Origin of the sequence: Flammeovirga aprica JL-4 (assembly GCF_012844305.1) — a bacterium.
In the GTDB taxonomy this organism is placed as follows: Bacteria; Bacteroidota; Bacteroidia; order Cytophagales; family Flammeovirgaceae; genus Flammeovirga; species Flammeovirga aprica.
This window is the reverse complement of the sequence record NZ_JABANE010000146.1, coordinates 1-17,152: the sequence shown is the minus strand read 5'-3', so window position 1 is coordinate 17,152 and position 17,152 is coordinate 1. Positions and strand designations below refer to the sequence as shown.

At 34.5% G+C, this 17,152-nt stretch carries 14 protein-coding genes; 9 read left to right on the top strand and 5 right to left on the bottom strand.

The annotated features are described in order from the left end of the window. The first annotated feature begins 353 nt into the window (after window positions 1-353). Window positions 354-2,324 carry an LruC domain-containing protein gene (locus HHU12_RS30145; protein ID WP_169660455.1) on the top strand — a complete coding sequence of 657 codons (1,971 nt, stop codon included), beginning with the start codon at window positions 354-356 and terminating at the stop codon, window positions 2,322-2,324. A gap of 104 nt (window positions 2,325-2,428) precedes the next feature. On the opposite strand, the gene HHU12_RS30140 is transcribed toward HHU12_RS30145, so the two are convergent. From HHU12_RS30140 to HHU12_RS30125, 4 genes are all read right to left on the bottom strand, one after another. Next, on the bottom strand, window positions 2,429-2,815 hold the full coding sequence (locus HHU12_RS30140) for a methylglyoxal synthase (protein WP_169660454.1): 387 nt from the start codon (window positions 2,813-2,815) through the stop codon (window positions 2,429-2,431). Window positions 2,816-2,942: 127 nt separating this feature from the next. Beyond that, on the bottom strand, window positions 2,943-4,220 hold the full coding sequence (locus tag HHU12_RS30135; protein WP_169660453.1) for a hypothetical protein: 1,278 nt from the start codon (window positions 4,218-4,220) through the stop codon (window positions 2,943-2,945). Window positions 4,221-4,348: 128 nt separating this feature from the next. Then, complete coding sequence (locus HHU12_RS30130) at window positions 4,349-5,170, bottom strand: hypothetical protein (RefSeq protein WP_169660452.1); 822 nt, start codon at window positions 5,168-5,170, stop codon at window positions 4,349-4,351. Between the two features lie 27 nt (window positions 5,171-5,197). Beyond that, entirely contained in the window at window positions 5,198-5,662 is a 465-nt protein-coding gene (locus tag HHU12_RS30125; protein WP_169660451.1) for a GreA/GreB family elongation factor, read from the bottom strand. Between the two features lie 165 nt (window positions 5,663-5,827). On the opposite strand from HHU12_RS30125, the gene HHU12_RS30120 reads away from it, so the two are divergent. After that, window positions 5,828-7,228, top strand: coding sequence for a lipopolysaccharide biosynthesis protein (locus HHU12_RS30120; RefSeq protein WP_169660450.1), 1,401 nt, complete (start codon window positions 5,828-5,830; stop codon window positions 7,226-7,228). A 16-nt stretch (window positions 7,229-7,244) separates the two neighbouring features. Here the strand turns inward: HHU12_RS30120 and HHU12_RS30115 are convergent, their stop codons facing one another. Beyond that, window positions 7,245-8,750 (bottom strand): MBOAT family O-acyltransferase, encoded by a 1,506-nt coding sequence (locus tag HHU12_RS30115; protein ID WP_169660449.1) that lies wholly within the window; start codon window positions 8,748-8,750, stop codon window positions 7,245-7,247. A 191-nt stretch (window positions 8,751-8,941) separates the two neighbouring features. Here HHU12_RS30115 and radA point away from each other — a divergent pair, with 191 nt between their 5' ends. The 7 genes from radA (at window position 8,942) to HHU12_RS30080 (ending at window position 17,064) form a co-directional block, all read left to right on the top strand. Next, complete coding sequence (gene radA, locus HHU12_RS30110) at window positions 8,942-10,348, top strand: DNA repair protein RadA (RefSeq protein ID WP_169660448.1); 1,407 nt, start codon at window positions 8,942-8,944, stop codon at window positions 10,346-10,348. A 5-nt stretch (window positions 10,349-10,353) separates the two neighbouring features. Continuing rightward, on the top strand, window positions 10,354-12,252 hold the full coding sequence (locus tag HHU12_RS30105) for an OmpA family protein (RefSeq protein ID WP_169660447.1): 1,899 nt from the start codon (window positions 10,354-10,356) through the stop codon (window positions 12,250-12,252). A gap of 81 nt (window positions 12,253-12,333) precedes the next feature. After that, window positions 12,334-14,238, top strand: coding sequence for an ABC-F family ATP-binding cassette domain-containing protein (locus HHU12_RS30100; protein ID WP_169660446.1), 1,905 nt, complete (start codon window positions 12,334-12,336; stop codon window positions 14,236-14,238). Continuing rightward, a complete protein-coding gene (locus HHU12_RS30095) occupies window positions 14,205-15,350 on the top strand; it encodes a hypothetical protein (RefSeq protein ID WP_169660445.1) in 1,146 nt (381 codons plus the stop codon). The genes HHU12_RS30100 and HHU12_RS30095 overlap by 34 nt, the downstream gene beginning before the upstream one ends. After that, entirely contained in the window at window positions 15,350-15,868 is a 519-nt protein-coding gene (locus HHU12_RS30090; RefSeq protein WP_169660444.1) for a GNAT family N-acetyltransferase, read from the top strand. Before HHU12_RS30095 ends, HHU12_RS30090 begins: the two co-directional genes overlap by 1 nt. After that, entirely contained in the window at window positions 15,869-16,327 is a 459-nt protein-coding gene (locus HHU12_RS30085) for a YdeI/OmpD-associated family protein (protein ID WP_169660443.1), read from the top strand. 104 nt (window positions 16,328-16,431) lie between these two features. After that, the gene (locus HHU12_RS30080) at window positions 16,432-17,064 is read left to right on the top strand and encodes a hypothetical protein (RefSeq protein ID WP_169660442.1); all 633 of its coding nucleotides are present in this window, start codon (window positions 16,432-16,434) and stop codon (window positions 17,062-17,064) included. The last annotated feature ends 88 nt before the right edge of the window (window positions 17,065-17,152 follow it).

Sequence of the window (17,152 nt, the reverse complement as noted above, 5' to 3'; positions counted from 1 at the left end):
GTACGCACGGTTCTGTGAGAGGGATAAATATGGGATAGACGTAGACTTATTCCATATTTACCCTACTTGATTGTAATTTTTTTGAGGCTTCTTCAGGGTGATGTGATGTATTGGATATGTTTGATATTTTTTTGCTCTTGAGATAAGCAAAATGTCACTACTTTAAATATTTGAATTGAATTATTTGTAGATATGCGTATGTATATTTTATGAAAATAGCTGTTTAGATTATATTATTTTGGTATAACCCGATGAATGTTACATAATTGGAATGAATAGCACTATTTGTATGTTATTTAAATGCGTTTGTAACCTAATTATTGAAATAAATGTCTTTTCAGTTTTTAAAAAAAATGGGGTTGATACTGACTTTGATAGGAGTAATAGCTTCATGTACCAAAACCGATGATGAAATCATCAATGATCCTTCAGGTAATGACCCAACCACACAAGGAAACAGCAGTGTCGACGATATAGATGTACCTACTGATTTTAACTACGATGTAACACAGTCTTTTAATATTAAAATCACCTCTTCAGCATTCACTGGAAAAGCTTTGTATTCTATCTATATGATTGATGACCAAGGCAACTATACTAAACTAGGTAATTCTATTTCGAATGATCAAGGTCTTTCGAATTATAGAGTTACTTTGCCTTCTTATGTGGAACGTCTTTATATCGTAAAGCGATTAATGGGAAAAGAATGGTATAAATTAGCCTCCGTGACAAGTAATGAGTTAGAAGTTGATTTTGATAAACTTGCTCAAGAAATGACATCTTCTGGTAGAAGAGCATTAGCTAGTTGTGAGGATTATGTTTACGCCATGAATCATCAAGGAGCATTTTTTAGTATTGCCATAGAAAAAGATGGGTATGATCAAACTGATTATGGTACTATCAATACAGGCGGATATGCTATGGCTTATGATCAAGACAATAATATTTTTTATTATGATGTAAAGGGTACTTTGTTTTCATATAATAAAGAAACACAGACAACAACTCAAATTAAAAAGTTGACAACCGGAATAGGTGGACTGGATAATGGTTATCCAAGAATGGCTTTTAATAAATGGGATGGTTTACTTTATATTGGTAACAGTAACAATTACGCTATGATTGATCCAAGTGACGGAAGTGTTGTGAAAACATTAACCGGAACAGGAATAGCGAATAATCAAAATGGAGGAGGGGATTTAACCTTTGCTTCTGATGGTACGATTTATCAGGCATGTTCTGGAGGCTTATTCCGTTTAGCTGTGAATGAGGATAGTACAAACTTGGATGCTACTAGAATTAGTGCTGATAATTTCCCTCACTATCTCACTGGTGTTACTATTGATCGTTTCGATTATATCTATGCATCAACAAATCATAGTGACAGTAAATTGATTTACATGGATGTGAAAGACGGTTCATACATTGAAGTAGCTACAATGGGTAGAAAAATGAATGATCTTACTTCATTTAGATGTAGAGAAAGTGACTTTGAAGGTGAAGATTCAGATAATGATGGGGTAGTAGATGGATTTGATAATTATCCTGATGATCCTAACAAAGCTTTCGATAACTACACTCCTGGTGAAAATGGATTTGGTACTTTCGCTTTTGAAGATTTATACCCGCAAAAAGGTGATTATGACTTTAATGATATCATGGTGCAGTACAGACATAATTTTGTGGCCAATGGACAGAATAAAGTAGTGAAAGTGTATTCTACTTTTGTTGTGAAATCTGTACGATCTGACTTGCCATGTGGTTTTGCTTATCAATTGCCGATTCACGCAGATTCAATTGCAAGTGTAACTGGAGCCAAAATACTGACAGGTGTAGTTTCTTTAGATACAAAAGGATTGGAAACGGGGATAGATCCTTCAGCTCCAGTTATGATTGTTTTTGATAATCATTTTGGGTTAGTGAAAGGAAATGGAAATATTAAAAAGAGTGATGAATTTGTGATTGAAACTACGTTTGTTACTCCAGTGGAAATGAGTTCATTCCCTGTTGAGGATTTCAATCCATTTATCTTTATTAATCAGGTAAGATCAAATGAATTACATTTAGCAAATGGCACACCTACAGAGAAATATGATCAATCATTAAGAACGGCCGGTGAGGATAGCGGTAATTATAAAACAACTGAAGGGCATCCTTGGGGATTACATATTGCTCATAAATTCCATCCGCCAAAAGAAAGTATTGATATCACTAATGCTTATGTCAATTTTAGAAACTTTGTTGAAAGTGCAGGTGTGAATAAGAAAAATTGGTATACGGATGACTCTGGAAACCGTAATACAAGTCTAATGTATGTTGAATAATAAATCGAAGAGATTTCATTTTTAAAGATTCAACTTATTTATAATGCAAAAAGTCACCATAATTAATTTTATGGTGACTTTCTTTTGTAAAGTGTTTTTAAAAACTACTTTGAAAATTTTCTAATACCTTCCATCAATAATTTTCCAGAAGCAGGGTTTGTTGCTAATGGCACATCATACAAGTCACAAACTCTCATCAACATTTGCACATCTGGTTCGTGTGGGTGTTTTCCTAGTGGATCTCTGAAGAAGAATACTGCATCAACATCACCTTCAGCTACTAATGCTGCAATTTGAGCATCACCGCCTTTTGGTCCAGAAAGTTTACAATCTACTTCTAAGCCTGCTTTAACTAAATGACTACCTGTTGTACCTGTTGCCACAATTTTCATGTTTTCAAGTACATCCATGTGATCTTTGAAAAAGCCCACCATTTCTGCTTTCTTACCGTCGTGAGCAATCATTGCTACTTTTTTGAATTCAGTATGCATATTATTAAGTATCGAGTTTATTTGATTTAGCCCATTAAAAAGAGCATGCTTTGAGTACTTCCTCAAAACATGCTCCAAAATACAATACTATTTTAATAAAATTGAATGATCTATATTACTATAATCACTAATCCTCTTGAAGTTCTTCACTATCAACCTCTTTTTCAGCCTCTGCATCTTTTTCTTCAATCCATTCTTTATAGAATAGCAGTCCTTGTTCTAAGGCATACATGTAGAATGAAAGTACGAGAATGGTAAGGTGAATATTGAATAACGTATATGAAATCACTGACATTACTGCAAAATAGAGGAGGTAGAAGAGTGAATCTTGTAACAGCTCTACAAGGAAATGATCAGAATCAAAGAATTTCTGCATGAAAACAGTGATCGGATCTCTGAACGTTAATGCTTTGTGAGAGATAAAAGTAAAACAGATAAATATGAAAATGAAGAAGCCGATTGTAATTTTATTATATCCTTTTTCCAAAGTGATAAAGGCATTTGTAAGAATCAGCGGACCTGGCATAAATCCATAAATAGTCTTGTGAATATCTCGGTCTTCAAAATCTCCTAATACTATTATTCTATCTTTTGTGAAATCTTCTACTAAGAAAGGAGGCATGCTTAATAATTCATGCATCTGAATGTAAGTATAATTATTAGCTACGAACAAGTCATAAGGACGGATAGGGTAGTCCAAAATATACCCGTTGAGCATATAATTTCCTCTAAACTTACTGAAGAAATAACCTCTTTCTAAGGTGTCTCCATAAATCTGCTCTGCAATAAGCAAAGGAGTAGTTTTTAAGGAGTCTCCCTGCATCAAGTGGTATTTCAATGTAATGGTTTCTTCATGATTCAGTTCTTGTACCTGTAAATCAGAAAGTCCTAAAGGAACATCAACTACAGGATATTTTGGAGCATTGTTAGCTCCTTTATGGTAGGAGACAATCGTATTTTTTGCCTTTTGGAATTCGGCCTCCATCAGGCTATCATCTTCCGATTTGTCATAAAAACGGATATCGACTAATAAGAATTCATGATTGTCTGGCTTTTGATTCAGCAGGGAAAGGAATTTTGTGATGGATTTTCTATTGGTAATGTCAACGTTTCCAATCACAAAGTTATTGGTGTCCACTTTGGCCGTAAGGTCTTTTTCCCAAGAACAGTTCACAAACAAGAAACGGTCCTTTGGTGGTTTTTCTTCGGCTTTGAATAAGGCATTTTTTGTGGCAGACATTAATTCTATCAATAGAATTTCATCAGGCATTACATATACGATGGTCATGTAGAATAATAGTCCCACCATCATTATGACTGCATTTATGGAAGATAATCCCCACATCAGAGACTTATTCCGTTGCATTCTAAAAATTAACCGGTTGTCTTTTTTTTCGGAAGTCATGTTGTACAATTAAAAATCTGAAATCATAAAAAAAGCAAGACAATAATAATGCCTTGCTTTTTTTGGAAAAGTGCTACGTCAAAAATAATTGGTAATTCATTTTGGCTTAGTACTTAAAATATTTTTGATTAAATAATTCCTTCTGTTTTAATCCATGCATTAAACATTTCAAAGTCAGTCTGACCATAAATATCTAATACATATTGATAAAGTTCAGCTTGGATTTCTTCTGTTTTTGAAGTCTGATTAGTGCTCAAGAAAGATTTTAAAGAAATCAATTCTTCTTTCAATTGTTCTTGATTCACGAAAATCGGGTTGAAGCTTCCAATATGATCTATTTTGCGAGTAGCTTTTACTACATAGTAAACGTCTACTGTTTCAATTTCATCTAAACTTGCTCCCTCGAATAAACGATCTTTTTCGAGTAACAACTTATTGCCGTCATAGTTAGGGATCCATCTGTTGAAAATCTCTTCTCCAGAAGTAAACCTTAAGGCCATTTGATTTTCATCATTTAAAGGATATTTTTCCTGATTGATATCTAATACAATGGAATCTGTGATAAAGACATAAGCATCTCCATTAAAATAATCAGTGATGTCAGCCACAGATTCAAAAAGTACACTACGAGTACTCATTTGCTTGTTAGACTGGATAGGGAATAGCACCTCAGAGACCAAGCTCATAAATTCTCCAGAAGGAGATTTTTTACTTTTACTTCCGTCTAACAGCATTTTGCCAGTGCTTTTACCAATTACGATCGCTTTTGCATTGTTGGTGCCAAATGAAAGAGAGGCATCTTGACTGATCATGTCGCCAACTTTAAGGTTTGCATTATTGGCAGTATTGAGTATGTTACCACTAACATGTAAAACGTAAAGATCCTGGGCAAATGTTAAGTGAGAGATTAACAGTGTAATCAATGTACTTAAAAAAAATCTTTTAGTCATAAAGTTCATCATTGTACTTATATACGATTAATATTTAACCTTCAGAATAGTAAATACCTTTTTTCCTGCTGGAGTAATCACTTCAATAGCATCACCCACAGATTGATTCAATAGTGATTTACCGATTGGGGAAGCAATACTGATACTTTGTTTTTTGATATCAGCCTCATCAGGGCCAACCAATCTTAATGTCATCTCACGGTTTGTCTGATCCTTGAAAGTAACATAGGCACTGAACATCGCTCTTGTGTCGTCAACTTTCTGATCAAAAACCTTCAATGTATTGATTCTTCTTCTTAAGTAAGTTAAACGTCCATCTATCTCGCGGAGTTTTTTCTTACCATAAATATACTCAGCGTTTTCAGAACGGTCGCCCATAGCGGCGGCGTCACTTACAGCTTGGGTTACCACTTTTCTTTCTTCCCAAATCTCCTGCACTTCGTTTTGCAGAGATTCCATTCCTTCTTTTGTAATATAAGTAGATTTATTCATTCTCTTTAAATAATTAAAAAACAAAAATATGAATAAATGGGAAAAGTATAATACAGCACTTTGAATTTTTATATAATACTGTCATCAGAAATCCATATAATTTGTAATAAACGTTGAATACAATTATTATTCCTATTTAATTTGCTGGAGTATCAACTTTAAACTATGCTTCAAAAAGTACTATCTAATTCTTTTATCTACGGGGTTGCACCACAGCTTATTGGTTTTGTCAATATGTTGCTTCTTCCATTGATAACGCCTCACTTAACCGCTTTTGATTACGGTCTTTACGGTGTGGTCAATGCGTATATGGCAGGGCTGGGGATGCTTCAGTTTTTAGGGCTAACAATAGTAGTTATAAATGCCTTTTATCATTACCCTCAAAAATATATATGGATTTGGAGAAAAGTATTGGGAGTTTTACCCCTTTGGAATGTACCGTTTATTTTGCTTCAAAGTATTGTTCTTTATTGGGTGATACCTTATGATGCTTTAGCTGACAGATCTATAATTATCGTTTTGGCGGCATTGCCCGTGTTGTTCAATGCTACATTTACTTTTATAGGTTCTACTTATTATCAATTACGACTAGAAGCTAAACCGTTATTTTACAGAACGTTGATAATAGGAGCGAGTGTGGCAATTATGAATTACGGTTTTATTGTCTTTTTTAGAATGGGTTATATGGGATGGTTTTATGCCAATGCAATCGGCAGTATTTTAATGGGGCTTACTTATGTTCATCTATTCTTCAAGATTAAATTATACCCAATTTTTCGTCCGTTCTCAAAAATAAAACCAATGATCAAGTTGGGCGTTTCTACAATACCTCATCACTTGTCTAATTATATTTTAGATTATTCTGACCGTGTACTAATGGAACTGTCTAATATTCCTGTGAAGGCAATAGGAAGGTATAATTTATCTTATTCAATAGGTGATAGAGTCTTTCAATTGAGCCGTGGAGTAGGGCAAGCAGTAGTTCCAGTGATTATTGATTTATTTAAAAAGGATAAAATAAAAGAAGCACAAAATATTATCAGATACCTGACTGTGATTTATATTTTAAGTACTGTATGTGTAAGTATCTGGACTAAAGAACTTTTTTTACTTTTAGTGAGAAATGATAATCTGAATGATGTCTATCCCATAGCTATTGTTATTATTATTTCAATGAATTACAGGCCCTATTTTCTATTGAGTACTTCTATTTTAGAATACAAAGAAAAAACGGCCTTTCTCTCTAAATTATCTATTGGAATTACTGTTTTGAATGTGACCTGCAACTTGGTCCTTTTACCCATTTTCGGTATTATGGGTGCTGCCATTACAACTTTTGTAAGTTATTTAGTTTACGGTTTTATTAGTTTTTTTATTTCTAAATCTACTTTGTCCATTTTTAATAAAGTAGAAATTGTAATTACGCTTTTAGGAATTTTATTAGCATTGTTATTCTCAATTGAAATGGTTGAAGCTGATTACATTTCTAAAGTGATTTTTTCCTTGATAGCTATAACCCTCATATTATTCATCTATATCAAATCGAAAAGAATGAATTTACTGTAGAAAAGTAATGTTTATCTTAAAATTGGAAGTAAATAAAAGGCTGGATTTCTGAAGATCTACTTTGGAAAAGAATAAACCCAATAAAGAATAGAAATGATGCTTTTGCAAAATCAGGCATCGCAATAAATTCAATAGCAATTTTATCTTTCCACTTTTGAGGCATCCAATGTAAAAAGAAACCTAATACCATCACTCCAAATACTTGCTTGTAGGCTACAATAACTTCCCAAGCTATTGAAAGATCAATATTGGTCAAGATCTGATTGATCATACTTTCGGCATGTTGCATATCTTCAGCTCTAAAATATATCCACGCATAACACACAAAATGAAAGGTCACAAAACCACTTATAGCTGTTGTGATTGGAGTATTTGGAATCTTGTTCTTTGTTGTTTCTTTCCATAGTTTGTGCACCGCCAAGCCCACTCCATGCAAGATTCCCCAATAGATAAAACGAAAGTGAGCGCCATGCCATAAACCACCTAACACCATTGTAATGATCAGGTTGATGTAAGTTCTGATTTTTCCTTTTCTATTACCACCCAAGGGAATGTAAAGGTAATCTCTTAAAAAAGAAGAAAGGGAAATGTGCCACCTTCTCCAAAAGTCAGTGATATCTGTTGCTTTATAAGGAGAGTTAAAGTTTAATGGAAGTCTAAAGCCTAATAGTACGGCAACACCAATTGCAATATCTGTATAACCACTGAAGTCACAGTAAATTTGAATAGCGTAACCATAGGCCGCCATTAAATTTTCAAACCCTGAGTAAGACCAAGGGGATTCGAAAATCCTATCTACAAAATTGATAGAGATATAATCAGAAATTAGAATTTTCTTTATCAAACCTCCAGCAATTAAAAAAAGAGCATGACCGAATTCACTTTCCCTAACTTTATAAGGTGTATAAATCTGAGGAATAAATTCTGAGGCTCTAACAATGGGGCCAGCAACAAGCTGGGGGAAGAAACTTACAAAAAGAGCAAAGTCCCAAATGGAATCCACTGGCTTTATATCGCCTCTATAGATATCAACAGAATAACTGATGGTTTGAAAAGTATAGAAAGAAATTCCAATTGGAAGGAAGATATTGGTAGTGTCCATAGCCGTTCCAAAAACAGAATTAAGGAAAACAGCCAGGTAATTTTCTTGTTCTAAATCGAGGTGAAATAATTCATTAACGCCTTCTGTAAAGAAGAAAGTATATTTAAAATAGGCTAGCAAACTGAGGTTAATCAGTGCACTCAAGAAGACTAATTTTTTTCTTTTGGATGGGTTTGTTGAATTGAAAATTGCCTCTCCAATATAGTAATCCACTATTGTTGAAAATATTAATAAGACAAAGTAGAAGCCACTTGACATATAATAAAAATACAAACTAGCACACAGCAATAAGAAATTCCTGGCAGTTATATTTTTATAGATAAACTGATAAGTGATGATGATCGTTCCAAAAAGTACCCAAAAAATGACTTGTGTAAAAAGTAATGGGCTATTTTCTGAATAGGTAACCAATTCAAGCATTCGTCTGTAAGATTATTTCAAAAAAATGGAATTCAAAAAGTCAACTTTATCGAAGTTACCTTATTTATGAATATAAACGCAAAAGTGCTCTCTTTTTTTGAAAAAAAGAATATTGGGAATAGAATAATTCTAATATTTCCTTTTTTAATAATTAACTTCGGAGAGATTAAAGTAAAAAATTAAGTAGAGCAATGGCAAAGAAAGTAAAGACGGCTTATTTCTGTCAGCATTGTGGTTTTGAATCACCAAAATGGCAAGGGAAATGCCCGTCGTGTAATGAATGGAATTCATTTGTAGAGGAAGTAATTCAGGACGAAACGCCAAAGAAGGGAAGTTGGAAAATGACTTCCGGTGATGATAGAAGTGGAGGGTATGTAAATTCTAAGCAAGAAACATCAAAACCCATAAAAATAAATGAGGTGAAATACGAAAAAGAAGGTCGTATTGTCACTCAAGATGAGGAGCTGAATAGAGTATTAGGTGGAGGTATAGTACAAGGTTCTGCCGTGATGATTGGTGGTGAGCCAGGTATAGGCAAATCGACCTTGATGCTTCAGATTGCTCTTTCTTTAAAAGATAAACAGGTACTATATGTTTCAGGTGAAGAGAGCGGACAGCAGATTAGACAGAGAGCGGAAAGACTGCCTTTTTCTTCCGAAGAAACTTATGTATTAACTGAGACGGATACTTCAAAAATCTTTGCTCATGTAGAGAAAATGACACCGGATGTGATGGTTATAGACTCCATTCAAACGTTAGTTTCTCCATTGTTGGAAGCGGCGGCAGGAAGTGTTTCTCAAGTAAAGGAATGTGCTGCGGAGATGATCCGTTTTGCAAAAGATACAGGAACGCCTGTGCTGATGATTGGTCATATCACAAAAGAGGGAAGTTTGGCAGGGCCAAAAGTGCTTGAACATATGGTTGATACTGTATTGCAGTTTGAAGGTGATCGACATATGAGTTATAGAATTCTAAGAACGATCAAAAATAGATTTGGCTCAACTTCGGAATTAGGGATTTATGAAATGATAGCAAGTGGATTAAGAGAAGTCAGCAATCCTTCTGAAATTCTACTTTCGCAAAGAGATGACGGTCTGAGTGGTGTGGCAATTGGTACAGTTATGGAAGGTAATAGACCATTGTTAGTCGAAATTCAATCACTTGTTACACCATCCGTTTATGGTAATCCGCAAAGGAGCCCTACAGGGTATGATTCTAAAAGATTAAATATGCTTTTGGCAGTGCTGGAAAAAAGAAGCGGATACAAATTAAATTTTTCAGATGTTTTCCTCAATGTAGCTGGAGGGCTTAGAGTGGAAGATCCTGCAATTGATTTAGCAGTGGTGGCCTCTTTGATCTCCTCATTTGAAGACATCTCTATTGAATCAACAACTTGTTTGGCCGCCGAAGTAGGTTTAGGAGGTGAAGTGAGAGCCGTTTCAAGAATTGAAAATAGGATTGTGGAAGCGGAGAAGTTGGGTTTCAAGGAAATGTATATTTCGAAATACAACATAAAAGGTCTTGATCTTAAAAAGTACAAGATAAAAGTAGTTCCTGTTGGGACCGTAGCTGAAATGGCAGAAAAGTTATTTACTTAGATTTAATGAAACGAAGTTTAGTATTTTTACCGTTTATTCTGATTTTTTCGTCACTCGTATTTGGACAATCATCCAGATCAGTGAAATTTTTTGAAAAAGGAGAAAAAGCAGTCGCTGAAAGAAATTTTGGCGAAGCTAAAGCTTATTTAGAAAAATCAATTGCAGAAGATAGCACCAATGGTAATAGCTATTATCTGTTGGCTTATCTTAATATATTAGACAAGGATTATGAAAAGGCCAGGCAGCTTTACAGAGAACTGATGAAATGTTGTAGTAAAGACGCAAAGTTTATGCTGGCCCACCTTTCACTTGCAGAATATGAATGGTCTTTGGGGAATTATAAAAAAGCTATTGGTTTTGCTAATTCGTTTTTAGCCTTTAATCCGGGAAGAAAAAAGTACAGAGAAATAAGAAGAGCGAACAAGATTCTGGCTTCGTCAAACTACGCATTGGAAAACATTGATAATGTATTGCCTTATTCTTATGAAAGCATTGGTGAAAAAGTCAATGTAAAAGCACAGCAATATTTTCCTGCGATTACTGCAGATGGTAAAGAACTTTATTTCACAGCTCGTGATGAGAGAGACAACGAGAATATTTTCAAAACAAGTTATTTTAATGCCGAGTGGTCTTCACCTGAAGAGGTTGAGGAATTGAATACTCAATTTAATGAAGGAACATGCAGTATTTCAGCGGATGGTACGATCATGATTTTCACTTCTTGTGAATCGACAAGGGATCGAGCAGGTTATGGAAGTTGTGATTTGTTTATCACTCAAAAAGTAGGTGATAAATGGTCAAAACCCAAAAACTTAGGTCCTAATATTAACTCAAGAGATTGGGAGTCTCAGCCTTCTTTATCTGCTGATGGGAGAACACTTTACTTCGTTTCAGACCGAAGAGGAGGTCAAGGTAAAAAGGATATTTGGGTTTCTTATCTTAATGAGCATAATCAATGGACTCTAGCAGAAAACCTTGGAGAAACGATCAACACTGCAGATGACGACCTTTCACCTTATATACATTCTAATGGTCATACACTCTATTTCTCATCCGAAGGTCATTTAGGTTTTGGAGGTCTGGATTTATTCAAATCTGAAAAAGCATCCGGAAGTTGGTCAACGCCTCAAAATTTAGGTTATCCGATAAATGATCATTCAGATCAAGTGTCTTTGGTTGTTTCTGCAGACGGTTCGAAAGGTTATTTTTCTAAAGAACATATAGACGGAAATCAAAGGACATCAAAAATTGTCTCCTTTGATTTACCGAAGGAAATAATACCGCAATCATTAAGTACTTATTTGAAAGGAGTTGTTTATGATGCTATCACGAAAAAGCCTATCAAAGCACAGCTGGAATTAAAACTTTTGGATAGAATAGAAACAGAATCAAAAGTACTATCTGATGGAGAAACAGGAAAATACCTAATTGTACTCAATCAAAATGAAGAGTATGCTTTGTATATCTCAAAACCAGGATATTTATTCCAAAGTCTGACTTTTGATATGCATAATGCAGGTGTTGAAGGTGTAACTTTAGATGTTTTCCTTCAAAGAGTAGATCAAGGAACAAACATTACTTTGAGCAATATTTTCTTTAATTCTAATGAGTATGTTTTACAGAAAAAGAGTAATGTAGAATTAAATAAAGTCAAAGATTTCTTGGTGTTAAATCCAAGTTTGAATGTGGAAATTTCAGGCCACACCGATAACATAGGTTCTCAAGAGTATAATTTAGACCTCTCTCAAAAAAGAGCAGAGGCTGTGACAAATTATCTTATAAAGAATGGGATTGATGCCAGTCGATTGAAAGCGGTAGGATATGGGGAAAAGAAACCTATAGCTGATAACAATACCGAATTGGGTAGAAAAGAGAATAGAAGGATTGAGTTTGAGATTTTGTAAAACAACAAACAATCATAAACATAATTCGAGTGTTAGATTGAGTGTTTTTTACTAATTTGCGAAAAAAATTAGCAGAGAAAGATGAATTTAATATCAGTTGATAGTGCAACTAAATATTGGGGAGAAAAACCTCTTTATGAAAATATAAGCTTTGGGATTCAAAAAGGACAAAAAGTAGCGTTAGTAGCAAAAAATGGTGGAGGTAAATCCACTTTGCTCAATGCCATTGTTGGAAATGAATCCTTAGATAGTGGGACGATAGCTATCAATAAAGATATTACCGTTGGATTACTTGAACAGGAGCCTCAATTTGAACCGGAACAATCCGTTTTGGATTATGTGCTTTCAAGTGATTCACCAATTATTACAGCTGTTCGTGATTACGAAAAAGCGTTAGCAGATAGTGGTGCAGATTATTCAGATGCTACTTTAAAGCAATTGGATAAGGCTACACAAAAGATGGAGGAATTGAAAGCGTGGGATGCGGAAGCGAGAGTGAAGCAAATTCTTACTGCTTTTAAAATTGAAGATCTTTCGGCTCCAATGAAATCACTTTCGGGTGGTCAGCAAAAAAGGGTGGCATTAAGTAAAATCTTAATTGAAGAGCCTGGTTTATTGATTTTGGATGAGCCTACCAACCACCTTGACTTAGATATGATCGAATGGCTGGAAGAGTATCTGACAAGAGCTAAATTGTCTATTCTTTTAGTGACTCACGATAGATATTTCTTAGACCGTATTTGTAATGAAATCTTAGAATTAGAAGACGGTGTAATCTACAATCATAAAGGAAATTATTCTTACTATATCGAGAAAAAAGCAGAGAGGGAAGCCAATCATGCTGCAACAGTAGATAAGGCAAAAAACTTGATGCGTAAAGAGCTCGATTGGGTAAGAAGAATGCCAAAAGCGAGAGGGACAAAGCAGAAATTCAGAATGGATGCTTTCCATGATTTGAAGAAAACGGCAAAGAGCGGAAAGACAGAAGAGAAAGCTGAAATTGCTGTGAATATGTCTCGTTTAGGGAAGAAAATCTTAGAGTTTGAAGGTGTCAATAAAGCATTTGGTGACAAGAAAATCGTAGATGATTTCTCTTATATCTTCAAGCGTAAAGAACGTGTCGGGATTGTCGGCAATAATGGGGTAGGTAAATCTACTTTCTTAAATATGTTGACAGGAAGTGAGTCAATCGATTCAGGAACAATTACCAAAGGTGAGACGATTGTTTACGGTTACTATACTCAGAAAGGACTTTCTTTTGATGAGGACATTAAAGTAATTGATGTAGTTCGTGATATCACAGAAAATCATGCGATGTCAGACGGTACCACTTTAACACCTCTTCAGTTATTGAATCGATTCCTTTTCACACCTGAAAAACAGCATTCTTATATTTCGACTTTGAGTGGTGGAGAGCGTAAAAGATTGTACTTGTGCACCATTTTATTACGAAATCCTAACTTTTTAATACTTGACGAGCCTACCAATGACTTGGATATCCCTACTTTAAGTGTTTTGGAAGACTTTTTGGAAGAGTTCCAAGGATGTGTTATAGTTGTAACACACGACAGGTACTTTATGGATAAATTGGTCGATCATTTATTTGTTTTTGAGGGCAATGGAGTGATCAAAGATTTTAATGGCAAGTATTCTGAATACAGAGCTTATATGGATGAACAGGAGCGTTTGAAAAAGATTGCTGCTCGTGAAGAAAAAGAGAAAAAGCAACAGCAAGAAAAGAAAGAACGTCCAAAAACAACCACTAAGAAGCTTTCATTTAAAGAAAGACAAGAATACGAAGCCTTAGAAAAGGAAATTGAAGTACTTGAAGAGGAAAAGGAAAATTTAGAAAGTAAATTATCAGATGGTTCAGTGACTGATGTTGATGAGATCAGAGAGATTTCTGAAAGACTCGGCGTTGTGATGGAAGAAGCAGATGATAAGATGATGCGATGGATGGAATTAGACGAAATAGCCAATGGCTAATAGTTTTTATATTATTTTTTACCGTTGATGGGTGGGCACAGTCTGCCCGTCAACTGTATTTTCGTGCATCATACCGCGATGTAGATCAAGTGCATTTCGATTCTACAAAACATTTCTTTACCCTCCCAATGAACTATGGTCAATTTGAAATCAATGAATTGCCAGAAGCACAAGAAATTGACCGTCTACAAATCGACTCTGTACAATTGGTTTACACCAATCATCCCAAAGATTTTGATTTCTCAGAACTCAATACCAATAGAATAGAACAATTCACACATTGGTTTGAGGGGTCAATAGATGACCCAATTATCCGATGGAGAATAATCCGTCAAACAAAGGGAGAATCCAAAGCAGACTTTGAAGCAATGTTTCATGGTATCATTGCTTATTATAGTTTACGCCCAAGAAAACCGCTATTACCCGAGCAGGAAGTCATCAGAAAGAAAAATATTGATAAAAAATTCGAACACCTTGTCAAGAAAAAATTGAAGGTAGAGGATGAGTTAATTCATATTACATCTGAAGTTTTTGAAAAAAACAGAGACAATTGGAATCGAGCTGTTATTATCAGCGACTGGACTGGGAGTATGTATCCTTACACTATCGATTTATTATCCTGGCTGATTAAGGAAAGAGCTCAAGATCAAGTGATAGGTTTCGTCTTTTTTAATGATGGAGATACAAAAGTTACGTCACAAAAAAGTATCGGATCTACTGGCGGTATATATTCCATTAAAGACAGCAGAGTAATTCCAGTTTTCAACTTGATGACAAAAGTGAAAAACAATGGAGATGGAGGAGACCTTCCTGAAAATGATATTGAGGCAATTTTATCTGCTCAAAAAGAATTTAAAGAAGGAAATACATTCATACTTGTAGCGGACAATAATTCCGTTATTCGGGATCTTTCTTTAGTGTCAAAAATCAATAAACCTATCGAAATCATTCTCAATAAAGCTGAGTTGAACTACAAAGGATTTCCCATTGTTTTAAAAGATTATGTTGATTTAGCATTAAAAACAGGGGGGAGTATTTATGTTGAAGGGAAAGAATTTAAAACGAAAGATGAATTACTCTCACTTCCAACAAAAAGATTAACAGATCAATAATGAATAATATAGTGATTAGAGAAGCATTTCCAGGTGAGTATTCAGCAATAGGAGAAATGATGGTAGAGGTTTATTCTTCATTGGAAGGGTTTCCTCAAAGGGAAGAGATGCCTGATTATTATGAAATGCTCTTGAATGTTGGAGATCTCACAACTAAAGAAAATATTACAATTTATGTTGCAATAGAGAATGAGTTAATTGCAGGCGCTGTAGTATTTGTAAAAGACATGGTTGATTATGGATCCGAAGGAATAGCCACATCGATATCAAATGCGTGTGGGTTTAGATTATTAACGGTTGATCATAGACATCAAGGCAAAGGAATTGGTAAAAAACTAGTTGAATTCTGTTTGCAAAAAGGACAGAACTTAAATAGAGATCGATTGATCATTCATTCCACAAAACCAATGAAACTTGCTTGGGAAATGTATGAAAGACTTGGTTTCACAAGAGATGAAAAATTGGATATCGAAAAGGAAGAATTGAAAGTTTACGGCTTTAATTATAACTACAGATAAATGAAACTATTAGCGGAAGGGAAGTACACATTAGAAAAGTTTCCAGGAAAAGGTGGATGGACTTATGCTGAACTGCCTACTATTCCAATGGATAAAAACAACCCTTTTGGCTGGGTGAGAGTAAATGGTTTGATAGATGATTATGCTCTTGAAAATTATAAATTAATGCCCATGGGTAATGGAAATCTGTTTTTGCCCGTAAAAACTCAAATTAGAAAGAAGATAAAGAAAGAGGAAGGGGATGAAGTTTTTATAAAGCTCTACCTTGATGAAGCTAGCGTTGTTCTACCTGAAGAAATTAAGGCTTGCTTGGCATTAGAGTCTAAGGATGTTCAACAGCATTTTGATCAATTATCAGAGGAGAAAAAGAAGTATTATATGAATTGGATATATAATACTAAAGATGAGGAAATTAGAGCAAAACGTATATTAGAAATGATAAAAAAACTAGAGGAATAATGATGTTACCTCTTGTTAGAATTCAATTATAAACTATTAAGAGAAAATATTGGTTTTTTAGATATAGAAAGATAAAATTTACCTAAAAACTATATTTAAATAACATGAAACCAATACTTTATCTTTTAGTTTGTTCAATGTTTATTGCCGGTGCATATGCACAGCAAACGGATCAAGATACTTTTGAAAATACTTCTCCTGACCAGCATTTAAAAGGAAGTGTGAATGGAAAAGAAGTGATGCTTACTTTTGAAAACACTTTTTCAATGGAAGAAGGCAGACTTTATATTCAAGGTTCTGATAACAATAAAGAATGGTACAAAAAAACAGAAATAGAAAATGCAAATAGTGTGCATGCAAATGTGGCAATCCGCTTTATGGATCACTTTCCATCAAAATATTATAGAATAATTAAGGTAGAGGAAGATGGGTTTACTGAGGTGGTTTCAACCTTGAATTTATCTATGGAATCCTATTTAGAGGTTTTGCTCTACACTGCCGAAAATCAAAATAATCCAATAAAGCTGAGTCTGAAAACTGATAGTTCTAATTCTAAAATCCAGTTTAGTATATATGATAAACAAGGATATTCTGTTTATAATACCAATATTCAAACGGCTAAAGGCGAAAGAGTTATACAGAGCTTTTATTTGTCTGAAATACTAAAAAAGGGAAGTTATTGGGTGGAATTGAAGCAAGAAAAACGTAAGGATGTCAACTTGATAAACGTAATGTAAACACCATTAAAAAAATAGTAACTACTCAGCAATAGGAATTTTCAACGAAGCAAGCGTTATAAAAGCCTCAAGTATACTCTCTCCTTTC

What these genes read in the sequence shown, in the direction of transcription:
- HHU12_RS30085 (WP_169660443.1), top strand. Translation starts at nt 15,869, where the DNA reads ATGAAACTATTAGCGGAAGGGAAGTACACATTAGAAAAGTTTCCAGGA.
- HHU12_RS30115 (WP_169660449.1), bottom strand. Translation starts at nt 8,750, where the DNA reads ATGCTTGAATTGGTTACCTATTCAGAAAATAGCCCATTACTTTTTACA.
- HHU12_RS30105 (WP_169660447.1), top strand. Translation starts at nt 10,354, where the DNA reads ATGAAACGAAGTTTAGTATTTTTACCGTTTATTCTGATTTTTTCGTCA.
- HHU12_RS30125 (WP_169660451.1), bottom strand. Translation starts at nt 5,662, where the DNA reads ATGAATAAATCTACTTATATTACAAAAGAAGGAATGGAATCTCTGCAA.
- HHU12_RS30090 (WP_169660444.1), top strand. Translation starts at nt 15,350, where the DNA reads ATGAATAATATAGTGATTAGAGAAGCATTTCCAGGTGAGTATTCAGCA.
- HHU12_RS30135 (WP_169660453.1), bottom strand. Translation starts at nt 4,220, where the DNA reads ATGACTTCCGAAAAAAAAGACAACCGGTTAATTTTTAGAATGCAACGG.
- HHU12_RS30095 (WP_169660445.1), top strand. Translation starts at nt 14,205, where the DNA reads ATGGATGGAATTAGACGAAATAGCCAATGGCTAATAGTTTTTATATTA.
- HHU12_RS30120 (WP_169660450.1), top strand. Translation starts at nt 5,828, where the DNA reads ATGCTTCAAAAAGTACTATCTAATTCTTTTATCTACGGGGTTGCACCA.
- HHU12_RS30145 (WP_169660455.1), top strand. Translation starts at nt 354, where the DNA reads ATGGGGTTGATACTGACTTTGATAGGAGTAATAGCTTCATGTACCAAA.
- HHU12_RS30080 (WP_169660442.1), top strand. Translation starts at nt 16,432, where the DNA reads ATGAAACCAATACTTTATCTTTTAGTTTGTTCAATGTTTATTGCCGGT.
- HHU12_RS30100 (WP_169660446.1), top strand. Translation starts at nt 12,334, where the DNA reads ATGAATTTAATATCAGTTGATAGTGCAACTAAATATTGGGGAGAAAAA.
- radA (WP_169660448.1), top strand. Translation starts at nt 8,942, where the DNA reads ATGGCAAAGAAAGTAAAGACGGCTTATTTCTGTCAGCATTGTGGTTTT.
- HHU12_RS30130 (WP_169660452.1), bottom strand. Translation starts at nt 5,170, where the DNA reads ATGACTAAAAGATTTTTTTTAAGTACATTGATTACACTGTTAATCTCT.
- HHU12_RS30140 (WP_169660454.1), bottom strand. Translation starts at nt 2,815, where the DNA reads ATGCATACTGAATTCAAAAAAGTAGCAATGATTGCTCACGACGGTAAG.